Below are 18,709 nucleotides of genomic sequence, written 5' to 3'. Positions count from 1 at the left end.
TTATTTTTGCTTCATTTTCCGTATCAATTCCGCTCTAGCGGCCCATACCCTCCAGTACCTCCAGATGAAGCACCTGCAGGAACTTCTTGATGTTCACCTTCACCTTGCCGGTGTCGCGCCCCTGTTCAATCTCTTTCATCTTCAGGCGCACTTCTTCAAAGTCGAAATACAGCGGCGCATAATGCTCGAACTTCGGATTGCCGTAATCCGTCAGACCGATGGAAGCCAGGTTCGCCAGTCCGGCCGCGAGCGCGCGGCGCAGCCGCTGTTCAATGGCTTTGACTTCTTTGGCGGCATCAGCCGGCACCGGCTTGTACGTAGCGGCGGCCATTTCGTATAATTCCTTCAGCGGAGGAAGGCTCCCGCTGTTCCCGCCCGCTACCGCCAGCTCCATGATCGTGATAATATCCCTGCTGCCGTTCTCCGAGATCATTCCCATATTCATCAGTATCGGCTGGATAATCTCTTTGACCGTACGTTTACCGGATGGCATCTGCGGCATTCCGAACTGCAGACCCTCCAGCTTGCCGAGCGTCAGCTTGATCTCATCCAGATAACGGCCCATCGCATAACGTTCATTCACCTTGTATAGCACAGATTCGACTTCAATCTTGTTGATCGGCTTACGGATGAAGAATTCAATTCCGCTTTTGTATGCGCGGCTGACCATATCACCATTCTCAATCTGTGAGATCATCACGAACTTGGAACGGCAGCCCTGCGCCTGAAGGGAAATGATCGTCTCAATACCATCCTGGTCCGGCATCAGCAGATCCATCAGCACAATATCCGGCGTCTCACTCAGGATCAGGGCTACCCCCTCCTGCCCGCATTCCGCCGTACCCACCACTTCGCCAAGTCCGCTATCCTCAATAATATGCTGCAGCATTCTTCTTGCCGACGCGTCATCATCTACAATACAGAAAGAAAGCGGCATTCTCTATTCCTCCTTCCGCAGCTTTGCACTCGGCACAATAATCTGGAACATCGCCCCTCCGGCATGCGACACCGGCTGAACGGTAATCGTTCCCCCGAACATATTCACTATATCCCGTACATGAGAGAGTCCAATCCCCGTAGCGGCGATTCCCTCTTCATCAAATTTCGTAGTAAAACCCGGCTCGAACAGCAGCTCCAGGTCACGCTTTTGAATCCCTGCCCCGCTATCGGTCACTGTAAAAATGGTCATGCCGTCTTTCTCATAAGCATCCAGGTTGATGCTGCCTTTACGTTTGATGACTTCCACCGCATTGGCAGTGAGGTTGTTAAGCAGAGTCAGCAGAGGAATATAACTGTCGGTTGTGTAATCGGAGGTAATATGAATATGAAAATCGATCTGCTTGTCCAGCATTTCGGCGTATTTGGCATTGCTCTTGACCGTGAACCGCAGAATTCCCGATAACTGCATATCACCGGTAACCTCGCGCTCCACCAGCTTCACAAGCCCGGCCAGAATCCGCTGGGAATCCTTCTTCACCTCATGAATCTGCTGGGTGATATCCAGCACCTGCCGGCTATACGGCTCCGGTCCTTCCCCGGCCTTCAGATTGCGGTACAGCTCGAAGCTGTTTAGCGTCACATTCTCCAGTGTTCCGATGGATTTCTTCAGATAGAATACTTCGCCGTACAGGCCGGAGCCGAATCCGAGCATCTGCTCAATCCGCTCATTCTGCTCACGCGCTCTGATCCGCATCTGGCTGACCGAGATACTACTGTATACCCCGGTTGTGAAATACGTACGCAGGACAGCAATCGCCATCAGATAAGTCCACTCGTTCAGCCGGAAGGAGGCCGAATCCAGCACAATCAGCCGCGTCAGCAGCTCCATTTCATTCGACAAAAGATCGATTACCGCGGCAACAGCGCCCAGCACCAGCGGATGGAAGGTATCCAGCCGGCTTTTGATGGCATGCATCAGCAAGGCGAACACAATATAATAGACCATCGCGGAGAAATGACTGCTCAGGCTCTGCTCAAACGTCAGTCCGCTTCCTTCCACTGCATCCATTGCCGTCCGGAACAGCAGGACGACCACACCCGTAGCAATGCCTGTACTGATATACGGCAACTGCCTCATTAAAAGCAAAAACAGCAGAAAAGCGCTGCTGCCCATAGCGATCCGGAAGATGTCCCCGTCAAACGGATTTATTTTGAATTCACCGGCTACAGCCGTAACGACCGCTACCAGCAGAATCTGTGCAACTCTCATTCTCAGAATAGATTGTCCCATCGCCACTGCTCCTGCCTAGAGATGTTGACAATTATAGTATCATACCCGCACTTTATTTTATACGGCTTTGCCCCGATTCTATCCTATTTATGCTGTTTTGTTCTCAAGTCTTCTGGAGAGCATCGACAGCAGGAAGTTTACGGTGAAATAGATCAGTGCCACAAGCGCGAGCGTCGGTATAGCATAGCCATAGCTGTGCCCGATTACGATATTGGCATTGTGCATCAGCTCCGGCAATGAAATGACTACCGCGAGCGAGGTATCCTTCAGCAGCGAAATGAACTGGCTGACCAGTGGCGGAACCATCCGCCGCAGTCCCTGGGGGAGCACGATATGCCACAGAGTCTGAAAATTGCTGAGACCGGAGGAACGTGCAGCCTCAATCTGTCCTTTATCAATGGACGTCAACCCGCCCCGGACAATCTCAGCGATCATCGCCGCCTCGAATATCGTTAGTGCAGCAATCGCCGCCGTAATCAGTCCAAGCTTAATCCCTACCTCCGGCAAAGCGAAGCGGATGAAGAATATGATCAGCAGCAGCGGCAGATTACGGATCAGCTCGACCAGGTAGAACATCACCGGAGACAATACCGGCACTTCCGAATAGCGGATGACTCCAATAATACAGCCAATGACAAAACTCAGAATGATTGATACAAAGGCAACGATCAGCGTAATATACAGTCCGTCCAGCAAAAACTTCAAATTATCGGCGGAGTATGCACCAATAAAATCCATGATATCCCTCCTTTATGCTTTGAGTGGCTTCTTAATATTTGCGCTGCAGTCTGCGTTCCCACACGCGTACGCCGTAGCTGAGCGGAAGGGTAAGCACCAGATAGAACAACGCCACGAAGATATAGGTGTCGAAGGTACGGTAAGTCTCTGTTGAGATACTGTCCGCGAAGTACATCAGATCAAGGCCGGCTACCAGCGTCAGTACCGAGGAGTTCTTGATCAGGTTGATGAACTGGTTGCCGAGCGGCGGGATGACCAGCTTGATCGCCTGCGGCAGGATGATATGCAGCATCGTCTGTATGTAGCTTAGGCCGGATGAACGTGAGGCCTCCATTTGTCCCTTGGGAACAGCCATGATTCCGGCACGGATCGCTTCGGCGATGAAGGCCGAGGTGTATACCGCAAGTCCGATCGTTCCTGCCTTGAAGCCGTCCAGCGTAAAGCCCAGAGCAGAAGGTCCATAATAGAAGATGTACACTACAAGCAGCAGCGGGATATTGCGGATGAACTCCACATACGCCGTTCCGAACCAGCGCAGCGCTCTCACGGTAGTAATGCGGAAGACCGCAATTACCGCTCCGATCAGGAAGCTGCCGATCAGGGCCAATACACTGGACAGCACGGTGCCGTAGAACCCTTCCATATACAGCCCGAAATAATTCGTTAATATTGAAAATTCCATAGATTTCACCTGCCTTTGCCCAAAGATGAGTTCATTCTTGCCCCATATAGGAATCCTTCCTATAAACAAGTAGAAACGGCAGTGCCATCCTCATGGGATGGCATCCGTTTCTGCGAGTAATATAAGGCAGGTTGTTAAGTAAGCTGAAGCTTAGAACATGCTTATTTCGCTGGAGCTTTACCAATCCATTTCGTATAAATGGCATCATACTCACCGTTTGTTTTCAGTTCAGCCAGTGTATCATTTACGGCTTTAACTACATCGGTGTTGCCCTTCTGTACTGCAATACCGTAAGGCTCATCGGTGAACGGCTCGCCTACAACTTCATAGCCCGGGTCCTGCGAAGCCATACCGTACAGAATTGCATCATCTGTAGTCAGTGCATCACCTTGGCCGGCCTTCAGGGCGCTGAATGCATCCTGATAGTTATCGAATTCAAGCACGGTTACACCCGGCACTTTTTCTTTGATATTCTTAATGGAGGTTGCGCCTTTGGAGCCCAGGATCTTCGTATCCTTCGTTACGTCATCCAGTCCGGTAATCGGGCTGCCCTTCTTCACCAGCAGGGATTGGCCTGCCTGGAAATAGACGTCGGAGAAATCAACTTCCTTCTTGCGTTCTTCAGTGATGGTCATGGTAGCTACAACCATATCGATTTCGCCGTTATTCAGCATCGGAATACGTGTCTTGGAGGTAACTTCCTTCAGCTCGATCGCGTTCTCGTCACCCAGAATTTTTTTGGCGATGGCTTTGGAGACATCAATGTCGAAGCCCTCTACGTTGCCGGATGCAGGATCCTTCAGACCGAACAGGCGGGTGTCGTACTTCACGCCTACGAGCAGCTTGCCGCGTTCCTTGATCTTGGCAATCGCCTCAGAGTCAGTAGCCGCTCCTGCAGCAGCGTCATTCCCTCCGGCATTGTTCTTGGCATTGTTGTTGCCGCAGCCGGCAATCACGAGCATAGCCGCGATCATCAGTACACTTAACATTTTGAAGCTTTTGGACATTTTCATTTCTGTTCCTCCCCTGAATCCTATATATTTGTTTAATGACTTAATACACGGCTGAGAAACGTTCGTGTCCGGTCTTCACGCGGACTGGCGAAGAATTGCTCCGGCTCCGCTTCTTCCACGATCTGTCCCTGATCCATGAAGATTACCCGGTCGGCCACCTCGCGGGCGAAGCCCATCTCATGGGTAACGACAACCATTGTCATGCCCTCGCGGGCCAGAGTCCGCATCACATCGAGCACTTCCCCGACCATTTCCGGGTCAAGCGCCGAGGTCGGCTCATCGAACAGCATAATCTTCGGCTTCATCGCCAGCCCCCGGGCTATCGCCACACGCTGCTGCTGTCCGCCGGACAGCTGTGAAGGATAGGACTGTGCTTTATCGGCAATCCCGACCTTCTCCAGATAATACATCGCCGTCTTCTCGGCTTCCGCTTTGCTTAGTCCAAGCACCTTAATCGGCGCGAGTGTGATATTATCGATCACTTTTTTATGCGGGTACAGATTGAAATGCTGGAAGACCATTCCGATCTCTTTGCGCAGCTTGTTGATATCTGTCTTGCGTTCATTTACAGTTATACCGTCAACGGTCAGTCCGCCGCTCGTAATAGCCTCCAGTCGGTTAATGCAGCGCAGCATAGTGCTCTTGCCGGAGCCGGAAGGACCGACTACAACAACCACTTCCCCTTCCTGAACATGCAGGTCAATGGCTTTCAGTACATGGAAATGTCCGTAATGTTTGTCTACCTGATGAAAGTCGATCAACGACAGGGCCTCCTTTGTATATCATTATGTGTTTGTCAGCTATGGTAACACTTAAAACACACCTTACTTTAAAGACTACCGAAAACTACAAAAAACTACGAAAACCTTTAATTACTCATGTCATTTTCTTTTCGAAATGTGACGTATTTCATTTTCTTTTTACGCCTATTAATGTTTTTTATCAGTTTGCTGTAACTTATTGTGACATTCCTCTCTTGAAAAATTAAAATACTCCCCGCAAACTCAAGAAAAGCTGGAAACACAAAAAAAGATGTCCGCAGCCATTCATGGCTTCCGCGACATCTTGTACGGGCAATCTATTCAATTCAAATCTAGAAAAAGATTTTGAAGATTACTCCCGCCAGCACTGCGCTGATCGGAATGGTAATAAACCAGGTCACCACGATACGTCCGGCTACTCCCCATTTCACGGCGGAGAAGCGTTTGGCTGAGCCTACCCCGAGGATCGCAGAGGTAATGGCATGTGTCGTACTTACCGGCAGATGAAGCAGTGTAGCTGAGAAGATAACGGATGCGGCCGAAATATCTGCTGCGAAGCCGTTAATCGGCTCAATTTTGAAAATTTTGGTGCCCATAGTCTTAATGATCTTCCAGCCGCCGATGGACGTTCCGAGCGCCATGGATGTTGCCGCTGCAATCTTAACCCAGAGTGGTACATGCATAGTTTCGAGCCGTCCCGACGTAACGAGGGCAAAGGTGATAATCCCCATCGCCTTCTGGGCGTCATTCGTACCATGTGTGAAGGATTGGAGCGCCGCCGTAATAATCTGCATGGAACGGAAACCCTTGTTCACGGTATGCGGACTGCGCTTGGCAAAGATCCACTTTAGAATCATCATCACAACATAACCGATGGCAAAAGCGATCAGCGGGGAGAAGATCAGCCCCTCCACAATCTCAATGAACCCATGCCATTTCACATTCTCCGAACCTGCACCTACATATACCGCTCCGGCCAAAGCTCCGATAAGCGCGTGGGAGGACGATGATGGAATCCCGAGCCACCAGGTTACCAGATTCCAGATAATCGCCGCAATGAGCGTCGCAATAAGAATATCTATCCCGTTATCCAGGAGTGCCGGGTCAGCAATGCTGCCGCCGATCTTCTTCGCTACGCCTTCAAACATCAGCGCACCGATAAAGTTCATGCTTGCTGCCATCATAATGGCTGTACGCGGCTTCAGCGCGCGTGTAGAGACCGAGGTAGCGATTGCGTTGGCCGTATCATGGAAACCGTTGATAAAGTCAAACGCCAGCGCAAGAAATATAACAAAACCTAGTATATATATAGATGTATCCATATTTCAGAGCCCCTTATGAATTGCGCATGATGATCGATTCCAGCATGTTGGCTACGTCTTCACATTTATCCGTGGTCGTCTCCAACCGCTCGTACAATTCTTTGCGCTTAATCAGCTCAATCGGGTCTTTTACAGTTTCGAACAGGGCCTTCGTACAGATACGAAGCACTTCATCGCCTTGGTTTTCCAGATCATTCAGACGGATCGTGTATTCACGGATCGCCAGCAGCTTCTTCTGGGAGAGCAAATGAACCGCTTTTTGGATTTCATACGCACTTTGACGCAGAATTTCCGCGAACTGGACGATATACTCATCCGCATCCAGCAGGTTATACATATAGAAACGCGAGGCAGAAGCCTCCAGACCATCAATAACATCATCCATGCTTGTGATCAGGTCCATGATGTCATCACGTTCCAGCGGCGTAATAAAAGTTTTGTTCAGTTCCTTGATGACGGTGTGCGTGTAGGTATCGCACTGGGATTCGTATTTCTTCATCACCCCGGCGAAATTCTCAACATTGTCCTGGAGAGTTGAAATATTCTGAGCGAAGTAATCTGCCGCCTGAACAATGGTATCGGCCATGTTTTCCAGCGTCTCAAAGAATATATCCTTTTTTCTCAACTTCATTAGCTTTAAACCCCTTTACATAAAATTGCCGTGAAAACGTGAAGCCACCCAAATGTAAACAGCATGAAAATGAATGACAACCCTTGTTATCTTATCATATCAATAGAATGGATAGAAGTAAAAAACCGAACTTTTTTACACTATAATAACAATTCCCTGTAATTGCGAAAATAATCATATAAACGGTTAATTATCCGGCGCTTATCAGGTGGGACTAGGTGCCAGCGCATAATCGACATGGCTGCCGAAGGATGGGCTGTTAGGTACAATCAGAATATGCGTTATGCCGGGGTACATTAGCGCTTCCTTGCCGTCTTCTTTCACGAACCGGATGATGTCCCCGGGCCTGCGCGACCATTTGCCGGGAATCGCTACTCCGCGCTGAAACAGCAGCGCTTCCCCGCCCAGCTCCACATCCACCTGCAGCCTGCCGACATCATCGAGCACCTTATGGTCAGAGCCCATTACGATTACGTTCGCCGCTGCCACCGGACTGTTATTGTTCAAATCCAGATGCGGTTTGCCGTTCACCCAGCGGACATAGGTTCGCTGCTCAGCATTATATTTATACCCCACCGTATAGCTCTTCAGCAGGAAGCTTACATTGAATTCCAGCGCGGGCTCTCCCTCAGTAGGCGCATAATCCGGATCTGTGAAAAGCAAACCGGGAACCTCCACGCTCTCGGCAAATCCCAGCTTCTCCGCACCTTCCCGCAGCTTGGCGGCATTGCTGTACAGATTATGCGGGGCTTTACGCTCCTTGTCCCGCCAGAAGTAGGCACCTGCACGTCCGATCTCGTCCATGTCCTCCTTCTTCTGCTTCTGCAGAATGGCGTAAGCCGCCGGACTGCCTCCCGCATGCACAGTTACACCGCCGTAGCTCTCGCCAATGTCGAGCAGATAAGGACGGATACTGCGGATCGGGCCGATCTTCACCACCCCGGTATGACTCTGGAAGATTCCGATCAGGCGGGTAATTCCGCCCTCCGCCAGTACTTCGTAGAGGATATCCGCTTCGCTGACTCCGGATTGCGGCCGGGCGGCCGGGGCATTATTGATCATGACTGCGAGCGGCCGGGGCAGCGTTCCGTCCGTAGCCGGAAGCCCCGTTAATCCGGAGACTATTCCCGCTGCAGGCGCTATTGTCGGAGTGGGCTGCGCAGCTTCTGTCGGCTGGGGTTCAGCAGTAGCTGCTACTGTAGTCGGCACTGGAACCGTTACTGCATTCTCTGTCCCGCAGGCGGAGAGCAGGGCGGCAGCCAGGACGAAGACAGATATAGGGCGGGCTGAAGACCGGTTTATCGTCATAAACTTGTTGTTCCTCCTAAAGTTTTGTCAGTAAGCTTTCTTTCATTTAATCATAGCTGGCAGAGTTTGTCTTGAGCACACCGGAAATTCTGCATACAAAAAAGGATACAGCCATTAAAGCGGCTGTATCCTGCATTTATTAGTATATTAGTCGACCATCCAGCAGTTTAAGCTTAGAGTACCGTATTGATAGGCCTGAATCATTAACTGCGCCCGTCTGCCCTCATCGGCTGTACCCATTACATAGAAGAGCGGTACGAAATGTTCCTTCCCGTAGGTGGGAACGGCCTCCCGCACATGCGGAGCCTGCTTCTCAAAAGCAAAAAGTGAAGCCAGATCCCATGCTTCGAGCCGCTCAGCGATCCAGGCATCGAAGTCGAGCGCCCAAGGCTCGGGCTGATCATCCTGCTTCAGCAGCCTGAGATTGTGGACCAGTCCTCCGCTTCCGATCAGGAGGATTCCTTCATCGCGCAGCGGGGCCAGCATCCGTCCGATATTGTACTGCTCTTCGGGAGAACGCATCGAATCGACGGATAAGGCTACTACGGGAATGTCGGCCTGCGGGAACATTTTCTTCAGAATAACCCAGACCCCATGGTCAAGGCCCCGGCCGAGTATAGGCTGATGACAAAGATTGCTATCCTTGAAGAGTGCGGAAACCCTGCTGCTTAAGGCGGGATCGCCCGGGGCCGGGTAGGCCAGCTTATACATCTCTTCCGGAAAACCATAGAAATCATGCTGCGTTTCATGCTGTGCGTCCACTGTAATCAGCTGCTGGGGACTGTCCCAGTGTGCCGAGAAAACTACAATGCCGCGGGGCTTCCCCAGATCAGAACCCAGCCGCTCCAGGAAACGTGTGTATTCGTTATCCTCAAGAGCCAGCAGCGGAGAGCCGTGCGCAATAAAGAATGCCGGTAATTTCATAGGGTGCCAACCTCCATAACCCAGTATATGGTCTGCCCTTTTATTTTACCGCTTATTCTTACGTATTGCACGCATGGGACTTCTCCTATATCATCCAGTTCTGCCATTCCTCCTGCAGATGCTCCTGCTGATTCATCCATTCCCTGGTGCGCTTAAGCACCTGCTCCTGTGCCGGACCTGACGAGAAGGTATGGTCGCCCTGGAAAATAATCTCCTTGTCGCAGCGGCCTTCAGGACGTGTCCAGAACAGCTTCTGGTAGAGGAAGGCATAGTCAACGGGTATAACATCATCGGAGGTTCCGTGGATGACCAGCACATCACCGCTGAATTTCCCGGCCTCCTGGAACGGCTGGAACGCTGCCAGTGAGTTGAAGTACACCGGGGTGAACGAATAGCCGGAATAATCGGCCGAGCCGCTCTTCACCGACCGGTCATAGGCTTCCCTTCCGACAATCTTTACGATATCATTGAACGGATAGCCGACCGCAGACCACAGCACCAGGTTCTTCACCCGCCGGTCACGGACACCGGTCAGCAGCGCTACTGCACCGCCCAGACTATGTCCGATCAGCGTCACACGCTGCGGGTCCACATCGGCCGAGCTGATGCCGTAATCCAGCACCGCCCGGGTCTGGCTGATCATCGACTCCATATCTTCGCTCCCGTAATTACCGCTGCTCTCCCCGCAGCCTACGTAGTCAAAGCGGATAACCATATAGCCATCCTGCGCCAGCTCACGGGCTGCCTTAACGAAGATCCGGTCTACACCAATCCGGCTGCCCACGAAGCCGTGGCAGATCACTGCAAGCGGCACGCGGTTCTTGCACCGTCCGGTGCCTGCCTTGTCTGCGGATGGATAGTGTATGCTCGCTGTCAGTTCCTCTCCATTATGCCGGATGATAATATTCCGTTCCATTGCTGCGCCCTCCCTGAAAGCTGATTTATTCCAAATTATAATTATTCCGATTAATTTAGTATGATTTATATCTTTATTATACGATTCTCCTTAATTTCTTGTCAATAACCATAGTCCTCCGGATTTCCTGAAAAGAGCCCCTTCCGCTCCCGCAGGAGCAAAAGAGGCCGTGGGTCAAGCTTGAGCTTCACTCAGTCATAGCTGTCGTGAAACATATCATGGGTCTCCTGCCGGCCTTCCCAGTCTTCAAGTCCGTTCTCCGGTGTCACGCCCGCAGCATCCCAAAGACTGAAGCCGTCAGAATTGCCCCAATCCCCCACTTCATTAGCAGGTGCAGGCGCGAAGCCGTCGCCCACAAATTTGCCGGGTTCCTGTTTGTTCTCCTGTTTCATAACGCTCCCTGCCTTCCTCTAGCTATATTTGGTGAAGCAACCACCTCTTCAGTGTTCACTCTTCCAAACGGATTATTCAGGGATTGCCGAAAGAAAAGTTACACAGAAGCGGAACTTCTTATCCGCCTGCAAGGGTTGTCCTTGCACACCACTGCTGCACAAACGTATACTCTAGGTTAAAGGCTAACCTGATCAATCCACCTTGGAGGTATACGTCCATACTATGAAAGTTAAAGCTATGATTAAGCAAAACAACCTGCTGCGTGAGCAGATGACGCCATTTAACCGCTCTTTTTTTGAAGATATGATTCTCGCCATGCGGGCCAGCTCGGTAGACTCTGTCCGTGCGGAGGAGCTGCTGCTGGAGGCGGCTGAACTGCTGCTGAAGGGGCAGGCCAAAGGCCGGAATGCCAAGCAAATCTTCGGCGAGAACCCCGGAGACTATTTCAAAGATGTGATGAACAGCAGCCCCCCGCGCTCTCCGCGCAGCAAGCTGAAGAACTCCCTGATGATCTCTTTGTCCGCCCTGACCATTCTGTTCGGAGTGATGGGCGCTGCCGGACTGATCATGCAATGGAGCGGAGGTCCGGATGAAATCTTCGGCCAGATCAGTATTTTCACCCTTATCATAGTAGGTATCGGCTCGATTGTTCTGATTGAGCTTATTATGAAATGGATGGCCTCGTTGTCTGAGGACGATAGCCCGAAGCCCAAGGCTTTTGACATCAAAGGCCTGGGACTCTATGTCGGAATCGCGATTGCGGCCGTATTTGCCGGGATGTTCCTCGATAATCTGTTTCCGGTCATCCGGATTGCGCCTTGGGTCAGTCTGGTTCTTGCCGCAGCCGGTGGTCTTGGACTGAAATTAATATTTTTCAAATCATAGAGAATATATTCAACTTTTATTCCACACAGGAGGAGACTTGTATGAAGAAGCACGTCGTTCTAACCGCCGCTATTGCTCTGCTCATGGGGCTGGAGGCAGCAAGCTCCGCTCCTGCCCGTGCTGAGAGCAGCGCGGGCCGCGGCACAAGCACGTCTGAGGCGGCTGCCAGCACTAAGGCGGGTGTTACCGGTGCGGCCGTCCTCAGCCATGCTGAGGCTGTCTACAGGGCTGCGCTGCCGCTGTTCTCCTCAGGCAACCTGCCGGGTGCTATTACTTATATGAATACCAATCTGTATGCTGTCACTCCTTATCAGGCGACCGTTCTGACGCTGAAGCTGGAGAACCTGCACAAATCGCTCCTGCCTTCCTGGGAGAAGAAATTCAGCAGCAGTGAAGTACAGCGGAAGCTCATCTCCGTCTATAAAGCGGGAGTCAGCATGGTGAAGCTGGCCGAGAGTACGGAGAATGCTTCACTGCGTGCGCTGCTGAAAAGCGCGGGAGAGAGCGGCTATAAGCTGGAGACGGCCGAAGGCACTTTTTTCCCGGTGATTGATTATGCCGCTTACCGCAAATATAAACTGTACGTGACGGAGGATATCCGTGATTATATTTCAATAATGGCGACCGAGTCGGATCTGCCCCCTTCCAAGGATAACGGGCTTGTGATCGCCTGGGGGGATGTCGCTTCCCGCGCACTAACCCAGGAGCAGTTCATTCAGACCTACCCCAAATCCAACCGTCTATCAGCAGTCAAGACACTTTATAACATGTACGCAGTGAATACATTCTATGGCCAGAACAACACGCCGCTCTTCCATTACGATAATCTGGAAATGGATCTGGAGGCACAGAAAGCCTACAGCAGCATCCTGGCCAAAAACAGCAGCACCAGCCCGTTCCTGCAGAAGCTCGACGGCTTCATGAAGCTGATGAAGAGCAACGGCTATCTCTTGGATGATGACGCAGAGCAGTATCTGAAGACAGAGGTGCCCCAGTCCTGATAAGCGTATCGCTATGAAAGAAGACCCGCCCGGGTTAAACCCGGGCGGGTCTTCTTCATATCCATATAAACGGCTATTGCCGCTGACAACGATTATATTAGATCAGCATGCTGAATAAATTGACATCCTTGTTGATCTCTACGTAATCCACGCCCTTCTGCTGCATCCGCTCAATCAGCGGGGCGTAGGCATCTGTAGACATCAGCTCAATGCCCACCAGTGCCGGGCCGTTCTCCTTCTCGTTCTTCTTCGTGTATTCGAACCGGGTAATGTCATCGTCGGGTCCGACTACCTCAGTCAGGAATTCACGCAGGGCACCCGCGCGCTGCGGAAAATTAACCATGAAATAATGCTTCAGGCCTTCATAGATCAGTGAACGCTCCTTGATCTCCTGCATCCGGTCGATATCATTATTGCCGCCGCTGACGATGCAGACCACGCTTTTGCCGCGGATCTGATCCCGGTACATGTCCAGCGCAGCAATCGGAAGCGAGCCTGCAGGCTCCACAACAATCGCATTCTCGTTATACAGCTCCAGAATGGTTGTACAAGCCTTGCCTTCCGGCACTTTGACTACATCATCCAGGAGCTTCGAGCAGATGTCGAAGGTCAAGCCGCCGACACGTTTCACCGCCGCACCGTCAACAAACTTATTGATTTCCTTCAGGGTGATCACCTCACCGCACTCCATGGCCTCGCTCATGGAAGCTGCTCCGGTAGGCTCCACACCGATCACCTTAGTCGCCGGGCTCACGGTCTTCACATAGGTGGCTACACCTGCCGCCAGGCCGCCTCCGCCAATCGTAACAAATACAAAGTCAGCCGGCTTGTCCAGGCTCTCCATAATCTCCATCGCAATCGTACCATTGCCAGCGATAATGCGCGGCTCATCAAACGGGTGAATCAGCGTCATGCTATAGTCTATACAAGCCTGCAGCGCTTCATCGTAAGCATCGTCGAAGGTATCCCCCTTCAGAATCACTTCAACGAATTCGCCGCCAAAACGCCGGACCTGCTTAATCTTCTGATTAGGTGTAGTGCTCGGCATAAAGATTTTGCCTTTGATTCCCAGTGCCTTACAGGAATACGCCACACCCTGGGCGTGGTTACCCGCACTTGCACAGACGATTCCCTTGGCTCTGTCCTCGTCGGACAGACTGCGGATCATATTGTAGGCCCCGCGGATCTTGAAGGAGCGTACAATCTGCAAATCTTCGCGTTTCAAATACACATTACAGCCGTATTTAGCTGACAGTACCGCATCCAGCTGCAGCGGCGTACGGACGATAACCTCCCGCAGCACATGATGTGCGCGTACAATATCTTCCATTCCTACGATCCGGTTTTCGCCTTCTCTCATCTTTTCCTCGCCTCACTGTCTCTTTCTTATCGTTTCGCTTCTTGTAACATACTCTTCCAGAGACATTTTTTCAACCCTTGTCCTCGTCACACAATACAGCATCCACTGCCGGTGGAATCAAGCTACTCCACTCCTCCATTCTTAAGTTCATCTTATATAGTTGTATAATGTGCAATTAAAAACAGCGAAAAGGGAGGCTTGCCTCTTATAACTGTATTCTGTACAACTAAATCTGCCCGAATGGGCAAGAACCGTCTACATAGTGCTTTTTAGTTGCACGAAATACAACTAAACGGATAATAGGTGGAAAATCAGACGTTTTAGTTGTACAAAGTGCAATTAAACCCACCGGAAGACACTCCTAGGCATATACCGTAATCCGGTCACGGCGTCCTACACTCATAACCTCATTTCCTCATATCGCACTCCAAACACCCCGCCTATGCGCCTATGCTTACTTTCCAAACGCAACAAGCAAACAGCCCTGCCATACATCAGCAGGACTGTCCCCTAGCTTGCTATACCTAGACCTTAAACCGCGATACCGTCTGCAGCAGCTGAGCCGAGCTAATCTTAATCTCTTCCATCTCGGCAACGATGCTGCCGGACTTGCCGATGATCTGCTCCGCCTGGACGGCGATGACCCCGGCCCCTTCTGCGCCTTCATTCGTTGCACTGCCCGTCTCGCTGATCGCAGTCAGCATGCTCTGAATGGAAGCCAGCAGCTCTTCGGAGGTGGCACTGAAGTCCGTTACCAGCTCATCAATATACTTGGCATCTTCGCTGTACCGCTCACCCGTCTCCTGCATCGCATCGTAATCCTTCAGCACCTGCCGGTCCATGAAGCGCAGCATGCTCTCCGCACCCTCGACCAGATTGGATACCGCCTGGACTACCGCTTCAGTAACTCCCTGGATTTCGGTCACCGTCTCCCGCGAGTTATCAGCCAGCTTGCGGATTTCCTCCGCCACAACGGCGAAGCCTCTGCCCGCATCCCCGGCCCTCGCAGCCTCAATGGAAGCGTTCAGCGACAGCAGATTGGTCTGGGCGGCAATTTCCAGAATCGCTCCTGTGAGCGCACCTATCTGCGAGATCGACTTCGACTGCTCAAGCGCCATGCGCAGCTTTTCTTCACTCTGTCCGTAGATATGATCCGCCTGCCTGCGTGACTCAAATGCTCCCTCTTTCAGCTTATCCGCCCGCACATTAATTTCCCGGGCCGCATCTGCACCCTCTTGGGCTTTGCGGGCGATACCGTTAATGGCATGCTCGAATTCGATCGTGCTGGCATTCATTTCCTCCATCGAAGCCGCCGTCTGTTGCATACCTGCTGACAGCTCTTCCGTAATCCCCGAAATATCGGTGATGCTGCCGTCGAGCACGAACACATTCTTCTCCGTATTCTCCACTGCGCCAGAGATGCTCTGCGAGCTGCGCATGATTTCCTGAATCAGCGACTGCTGTGAGGAGATCATATCGTTGAAGCCCTCTGCCAGTACGCCGATTTCCCCTTTGGCGGTAACCTTCGCTCTTACCGACAGGTCGCCGGACATCGCTTTTCGGAAGGCAGCTGTAAGGATAGGAATCTGCTTCAATATACTATTGGAGACAAAGTACAACAGCACGGACATCACTACAATCGAAGCAATAATCGAGAGAATAAAGATGAGCTCGAATTTCTTCAATTCCTGCTCCGCTTTTTTCTCCGGCACAATCAGCGCCACGGACCACTGATTCTCTACAGCCGGCGAATACGACACATAACTGGCCTCTCCGTCAATATCCGTCTTTATCACATTCGAGCCCCACTGTACCATCTTATCCCCGACAGCTTTCCAGTCTTCGCCAAGATCGGACATTTTCTTCAGCAGAATATTGTCTGTATCCGGATGGTAGATGAAGGTTCCTGTCTTATCAATCAGTACGGCATACCCGCTGCCATTGTAATTAAAAGCGCTCAGCGCCTGGGTAATCTGCTCCGTGGAGATATCCGCACCCGCGACACCGATCAGCTTGCCGGCATCGTCGAGAATCGGTGCGCTGACGCTGACGACCATTTTGCCGGAGCCGGCATCAATATAGGGGTCCGTAACCGTAACACGCTTATTCTTGGCTGTATTGGCATACCAGCCCCGCTCCTTCAGCACGAAGTCCGCCGGCGGCTCGAACTCATCCTGCGTAATCACCTTGTTCGCAGCATCCAGACCTATATACACATTCAGCAGGTTCTTATTGTTGTTCTTGACCAGATTCAGGGTGCGGATCAGTTCACTGTACCCGCTGATGGTCTTCGCTGTTTCCGGATCACTTACACTGGCGATATAGTCACGGATATAGGCGTTGGCATTCAGAAGCTCTACACTGTCCGAAGCGGGCTGCAGCAGCTCGTTGACCTTAACGCTTATCTCTCCTTTCTCATAGGTCAGTGAATTGTTCAGGCCATCGATTATAATCTGCTTGGCATTGCTGTAAATCACTACGGATACAATAACAAAAATAGCAACTACAGAGATAATCACCGACAAAAACAGCTTGGCGCGAATCCCCATATTGCTTAAAGATGATGTCAGCAGCGCCTTACCTTTCTTGCTCTTCTTCTGTGCCATAGGACTCCCCACCTTCAAATGTAAATAGGCTCAGGCAATACTCTCACTCGAATGCTCCCTGTCTTTTCGACTTATTTCTGCAAAAAAACTCTTTATCCCTTTAACGTTTTACTTCGAGCTGTGAAATAAGTGTGACCATGTCAGGTATTTTCAGAAAAACACAGCATTAAACAAACATTTTCATTTGAAAATAGGCTTGTTTTACTAGTTTTTTTGGATAATGTAGGTCGGAGGCTTAATCCATGTCAGGTTATCTACAAAAAAACACAGCCCCGGAGGACTGTGTCAGATATTTCATGTTCAGATCATATATAGATCATCTATATTCTATTGTTTCAGCATCCATTTGAGCAGATCCGGCATGCTTGCCCACAAACGCGAATGCATAATGACATATTCAATGGCTTCATTGGAATCGCCCATTCCGACAAAATCCGGGAGATTATGCGGCAAGCGCTTTACGCCCAGCAGATAATCAGGCACATGCTTGTTCACTCCGCGCGCAACACGATACAGCATCTTGAGCTGCGAGGTAATTCCGTTCTTCTTGAACTCCAGCACAATCCGGTCATAGGCAAAAGCTGCCACCGCATCGTCTTCCCCGTAGTTCTTGATCACCCGCTCCGCTTCCTTCAACTGGTTGCTGTACAAGTAGACAGCGGCCAAAAGATAGCGTGCACCGGTATTGTCATCCGGGTTAAGCTCAAGAATATGCTCCAGAATCTCCGCTGCTTCCTCTGCCTTCCCGCCAAACCAGCAGGATTCCGCATAGCTTTGACAGATACGGATATAAGGACGGGTCTCCGTAAGCCCCCAGAAATACCCTTTGTTCTTGGTAAAATAAAGCTCGCCCAGTTCACGTCTGCCAGCTGCGATTCCCGCTTTGAGGAATTTACGCGCCTCATGCTCATTCTCCGATTCCTCGGCCAGGATAAGATAGGCATCCGGACTGTCCGGATAAATCTCCAGTGCCGTCTCCGCCAGCTGAACACGGCGTTTCGCAGAAGTGGCCTCTACCGCTTTGTACAGAAGGGCTTGGGCCTTCTCCTGTGGAGTGCCCGGACCATTCAGCGCGATCAGCTCATCAGCTTCTCCGCCCATTCCGTATTCTTCGACATAATTATATAATTCTTTGACTTTACGGGAGATGGTGGCTGCCGTAACTTCGTATTTATCGGCAAGATCCGTCTGCGACAGCATGAAGCCGTATTCCTCTGACAGCAGATATTCGATGGCCGCGCAGAACGAGCCGGCTTTCTTTACCGCAGGTTTGGTCTGCCGGGAGAAGCCATTCCACAGCACCAGGGCTTCCAGAATCAGTTCCCGGTCGTATTGATTTCTCATGCTCTCAATGAGCTGCAGCGCCAGCTGTTCATGGGCCGGATGCTCCCATTTCAGTTCGCGTGCGACCATCTTTTTCAGCTTGGGCAGTGTAAGCTTACTCTCGGTACGTACCGCGGCCTCCGCTGCTGACTGTTCCTGTACGGATTCGCTGAATACAGCCTCTTGTGCTGCCGCATCCTCCGTCGTTACCAGCCGCAGTATGGATTCGACCGCTGACGTTTCTTTATCCAAGCAGCACTTCTTATATTTTTTCCCGCTTCCGCATGGGCATAAGTCATTTCTTCCGACCTTACTCAAAAACAATTCCCCCTTAAATCTGTAACTAAGCATCCGTAAAAAAACGGCATCGCTGTTATTGTACTTATTATTTAAGTATCATTTCCCGGCATGGGGTTTTCTATATCCCCTGAACATTCAGCAAGTGGAAACGGCTTGGCCGTCCTGTTAAGGACAGTTCAAAAATATAAATCCCTAAATTTTAAAAAAGGCCTTTCCATGAAAGGAAAGACCCTTTATCTGTATATATCCGCACATTTTCCCCCGTACGAGTTGTATTATAGCACTTCTCCTACTACTTGTCAGTCCTTTTTTTGGG

The 18,709-nt window shown here is 51.0% G+C and carries 17 protein-coding genes; 2 read left to right on the top strand and 15 right to left on the bottom strand.

All coding sequences use genetic code 11. The features are described 5' to 3' along the window. Nucleotides 1–34 precede the first annotated feature (34 nt). The 12 genes from GC101_RS27250 to GC101_RS27195 form a co-directional block, all read right to left on the bottom strand. Nucleotides 35–937: a response regulator gene (locus GC101_RS27250; RefSeq protein WP_171719883.1), complete on the bottom strand. Its 903-nt coding sequence runs from the start codon at nt 935–937 to the stop codon at nt 35–37. A gap of 3 nt (nt 938–940) precedes the next feature. Beyond that, nucleotides 941–2,230 carry an ATP-binding protein gene (locus GC101_RS27245; protein WP_171719882.1) on the bottom strand — a complete coding sequence of 430 codons (1,290 nt, stop codon included), beginning with the start codon at nt 2,228–2,230 and terminating at the stop codon, nt 941–943. A gap of 87 nt (nt 2,231–2,317) precedes the next feature. Further along, complete coding sequence (locus tag GC101_RS27240; RefSeq protein WP_042133429.1) at nt 2,318–2,968, bottom strand: amino acid ABC transporter permease; 651 nt, start codon at nt 2,966–2,968, stop codon at nt 2,318–2,320. A 31-nt stretch (nt 2,969–2,999) separates the two neighbouring features. Then, nucleotides 3,000–3,650 carry an amino acid ABC transporter permease gene (locus GC101_RS27235; RefSeq protein WP_039298474.1) on the bottom strand — a complete coding sequence of 217 codons (651 nt, stop codon included), beginning with the start codon at nt 3,648–3,650 and terminating at the stop codon, nt 3,000–3,002. Between the two features lie 161 nt (nt 3,651–3,811). Then, nucleotides 3,812–4,663 (bottom strand): glutamate ABC transporter substrate-binding protein, encoded by an 852-nt coding sequence (locus GC101_RS27230; RefSeq protein WP_281365926.1) that lies wholly within the window; start codon nt 4,661–4,663, stop codon nt 3,812–3,814. A 32-nt stretch (nt 4,664–4,695) separates the two neighbouring features. Further along, entirely contained in the window at nt 4,696–5,424 is a 729-nt protein-coding gene (locus GC101_RS27225) for an amino acid ABC transporter ATP-binding protein (RefSeq protein ID WP_039298298.1), read from the bottom strand. A 332-nt stretch (nt 5,425–5,756) separates the two neighbouring features. Continuing rightward, complete coding sequence (locus GC101_RS27220) at nt 5,757–6,746, bottom strand: inorganic phosphate transporter (RefSeq protein WP_171719881.1); 990 nt, start codon at nt 6,744–6,746, stop codon at nt 5,757–5,759. Between the two features lie 13 nt (nt 6,747–6,759). Then, nucleotides 6,760–7,377 carry a DUF47 domain-containing protein gene (locus tag GC101_RS27215; protein ID WP_039298293.1) on the bottom strand — a complete coding sequence of 206 codons (618 nt, stop codon included), beginning with the start codon at nt 7,375–7,377 and terminating at the stop codon, nt 6,760–6,762. 204 nt (nt 7,378–7,581) lie between these two features. Beyond that, complete coding sequence (locus tag GC101_RS27210) at nt 7,582–8,685, bottom strand: DUF3048 domain-containing protein (protein WP_171719880.1); 1,104 nt, start codon at nt 8,683–8,685, stop codon at nt 7,582–7,584. 147 nt (nt 8,686–8,832) lie between these two features. Beyond that, nucleotides 8,833–9,609 (bottom strand): DODA-type extradiol aromatic ring-opening family dioxygenase, encoded by a 777-nt coding sequence (locus GC101_RS27205; RefSeq protein WP_171719879.1) that lies wholly within the window; start codon nt 9,607–9,609, stop codon nt 8,833–8,835. Nucleotides 9,610–9,694: 85 nt separating this feature from the next. After that, nucleotides 9,695–10,525: an alpha/beta hydrolase family protein gene (locus GC101_RS27200; protein WP_039298286.1), complete on the bottom strand. Its 831-nt coding sequence runs from the start codon at nt 10,523–10,525 to the stop codon at nt 9,695–9,697. Nucleotides 10,526–10,716: 191 nt separating this feature from the next. Beyond that, nucleotides 10,717–10,917, bottom strand: a complete 201-nt coding sequence (locus GC101_RS27195; RefSeq protein WP_042133422.1) for a hypothetical protein — start codon at nt 10,915–10,917, stop codon at nt 10,717–10,719. A gap of 223 nt (nt 10,918–11,140) precedes the next feature. Between GC101_RS27195 and GC101_RS27190 the strand changes: the two genes are divergently transcribed. Together GC101_RS27190 and GC101_RS27185 are read left to right on the top strand one after the other, a co-directional pair. Continuing rightward, on the top strand, nt 11,141–11,803 hold the full coding sequence (locus GC101_RS27190) for a DUF1129 family protein (RefSeq protein ID WP_042133420.1): 663 nt from the start codon (nt 11,141–11,143) through the stop codon (nt 11,801–11,803). A gap of 41 nt (nt 11,804–11,844) precedes the next feature. Then, nucleotides 11,845–12,804, top strand: coding sequence for a hypothetical protein (locus GC101_RS27185; RefSeq protein WP_171719878.1), 960 nt, complete (start codon nt 11,845–11,847; stop codon nt 12,802–12,804). A gap of 97 nt (nt 12,805–12,901) precedes the next feature. Here the strand turns inward: GC101_RS27185 and ilvA are convergent, their stop codons facing one another. From ilvA to GC101_RS27170, 3 genes are all read right to left on the bottom strand, one after another. Next, nucleotides 12,902–14,164 carry a threonine ammonia-lyase IlvA gene (gene ilvA, locus GC101_RS27180; protein WP_171719877.1) on the bottom strand — a complete coding sequence of 421 codons (1,263 nt, stop codon included), beginning with the start codon at nt 14,162–14,164 and terminating at the stop codon, nt 12,902–12,904. A 524-nt stretch (nt 14,165–14,688) separates the two neighbouring features. Then, the gene (locus tag GC101_RS27175) at nt 14,689–16,770 is read right to left on the bottom strand and encodes a methyl-accepting chemotaxis protein (RefSeq protein WP_171719876.1); all 2,082 of its coding nucleotides are present in this window, start codon (nt 16,768–16,770) and stop codon (nt 14,689–14,691) included. Nucleotides 16,771–17,097: 327 nt separating this feature from the next. Beyond that, the gene (locus GC101_RS27170) at nt 17,098–18,444 is read right to left on the bottom strand and encodes an SEC-C metal-binding domain-containing protein (protein WP_246354535.1); all 1,347 of its coding nucleotides are present in this window, start codon (nt 18,442–18,444) and stop codon (nt 17,098–17,100) included. Nucleotides 18,445–18,709: the final 265 nt, after the last annotated feature.

The organism is Paenibacillus phytohabitans, assembly GCF_013141775.1.
Classification (GTDB): domain Bacteria; phylum Bacillota; class Bacilli; order Paenibacillales; family Paenibacillaceae; genus Paenibacillus_AQ; species Paenibacillus_AQ phytohabitans.
The sequence above is the reverse complement of the archived record's forward strand: the minus strand, read 5'-3'. Positions and strand labels throughout refer to the sequence as shown.

What these genes read in the sequence shown, in the direction of transcription:
- GC101_RS27235 (WP_039298474.1), bottom strand. Translation starts at nt 3,650, where the DNA reads ATGGAATTTTCAATATTAACGAATTATTTCGGGCTGTATATGGAAGGG.
- GC101_RS27175 (WP_171719876.1), bottom strand. Translation starts at nt 16,770, where the DNA reads ATGGCACAGAAGAAGAGCAAGAAAGGTAAGGCGCTGCTGACATCATCT.
- GC101_RS27190 (WP_042133420.1), top strand. Translation starts at nt 11,141, where the DNA reads ATGAAAGTTAAAGCTATGATTAAGCAAAACAACCTGCTGCGTGAGCAG.
- GC101_RS27200 (WP_039298286.1), bottom strand. Translation starts at nt 10,525, where the DNA reads ATGGAACGGAATATTATCATCCGGCATAATGGAGAGGAACTGACAGCG.
- ilvA (WP_171719877.1), bottom strand. Translation starts at nt 14,164, where the DNA reads ATGAGAGAAGGCGAAAACCGGATCGTAGGAATGGAAGATATTGTACGC.
- GC101_RS27185 (WP_171719878.1), top strand. Translation starts at nt 11,845, where the DNA reads ATGAAGAAGCACGTCGTTCTAACCGCCGCTATTGCTCTGCTCATGGGG.
- GC101_RS27210 (WP_171719880.1), bottom strand. Translation starts at nt 8,685, where the DNA reads ATGACGATAAACCGGTCTTCAGCCCGCCCTATATCTGTCTTCGTCCTG.
- GC101_RS27250 (WP_171719883.1), bottom strand. Translation starts at nt 937, where the DNA reads ATGCCGCTTTCTTTCTGTATTGTAGATGATGACGCGTCGGCAAGAAGA.
- GC101_RS27195 (WP_042133422.1), bottom strand. Translation starts at nt 10,917, where the DNA reads ATGAAACAGGAGAACAAACAGGAACCCGGCAAATTTGTGGGCGACGGC.
- GC101_RS27230 (WP_281365926.1), bottom strand. Translation starts at nt 4,663, where the DNA reads ATGAAAATGTCCAAAAGCTTCAAAATGTTAAGTGTACTGATGATCGCG.
- GC101_RS27170 (WP_246354535.1), bottom strand. Translation starts at nt 18,444, where the DNA reads ATGCTTAGTTACAGATTTAAGGGGGAATTGTTTTTGAGTAAGGTCGGA.
- GC101_RS27220 (WP_171719881.1), bottom strand. Translation starts at nt 6,746, where the DNA reads ATGGATACATCTATATATATACTAGGTTTTGTTATATTTCTTGCGCTG.
- GC101_RS27205 (WP_171719879.1), bottom strand. Translation starts at nt 9,609, where the DNA reads ATGAAATTACCGGCATTCTTTATTGCGCACGGCTCTCCGCTGCTGGCT.
- GC101_RS27240 (WP_042133429.1), bottom strand. Translation starts at nt 2,968, where the DNA reads ATGGATTTTATTGGTGCATACTCCGCCGATAATTTGAAGTTTTTGCTG.
- GC101_RS27215 (WP_039298293.1), bottom strand. Translation starts at nt 7,377, where the DNA reads ATGAAGTTGAGAAAAAAGGATATATTCTTTGAGACGCTGGAAAACATG.
- GC101_RS27245 (WP_171719882.1), bottom strand. Translation starts at nt 2,230, where the DNA reads ATGGGACAATCTATTCTGAGAATGAGAGTTGCACAGATTCTGCTGGTA.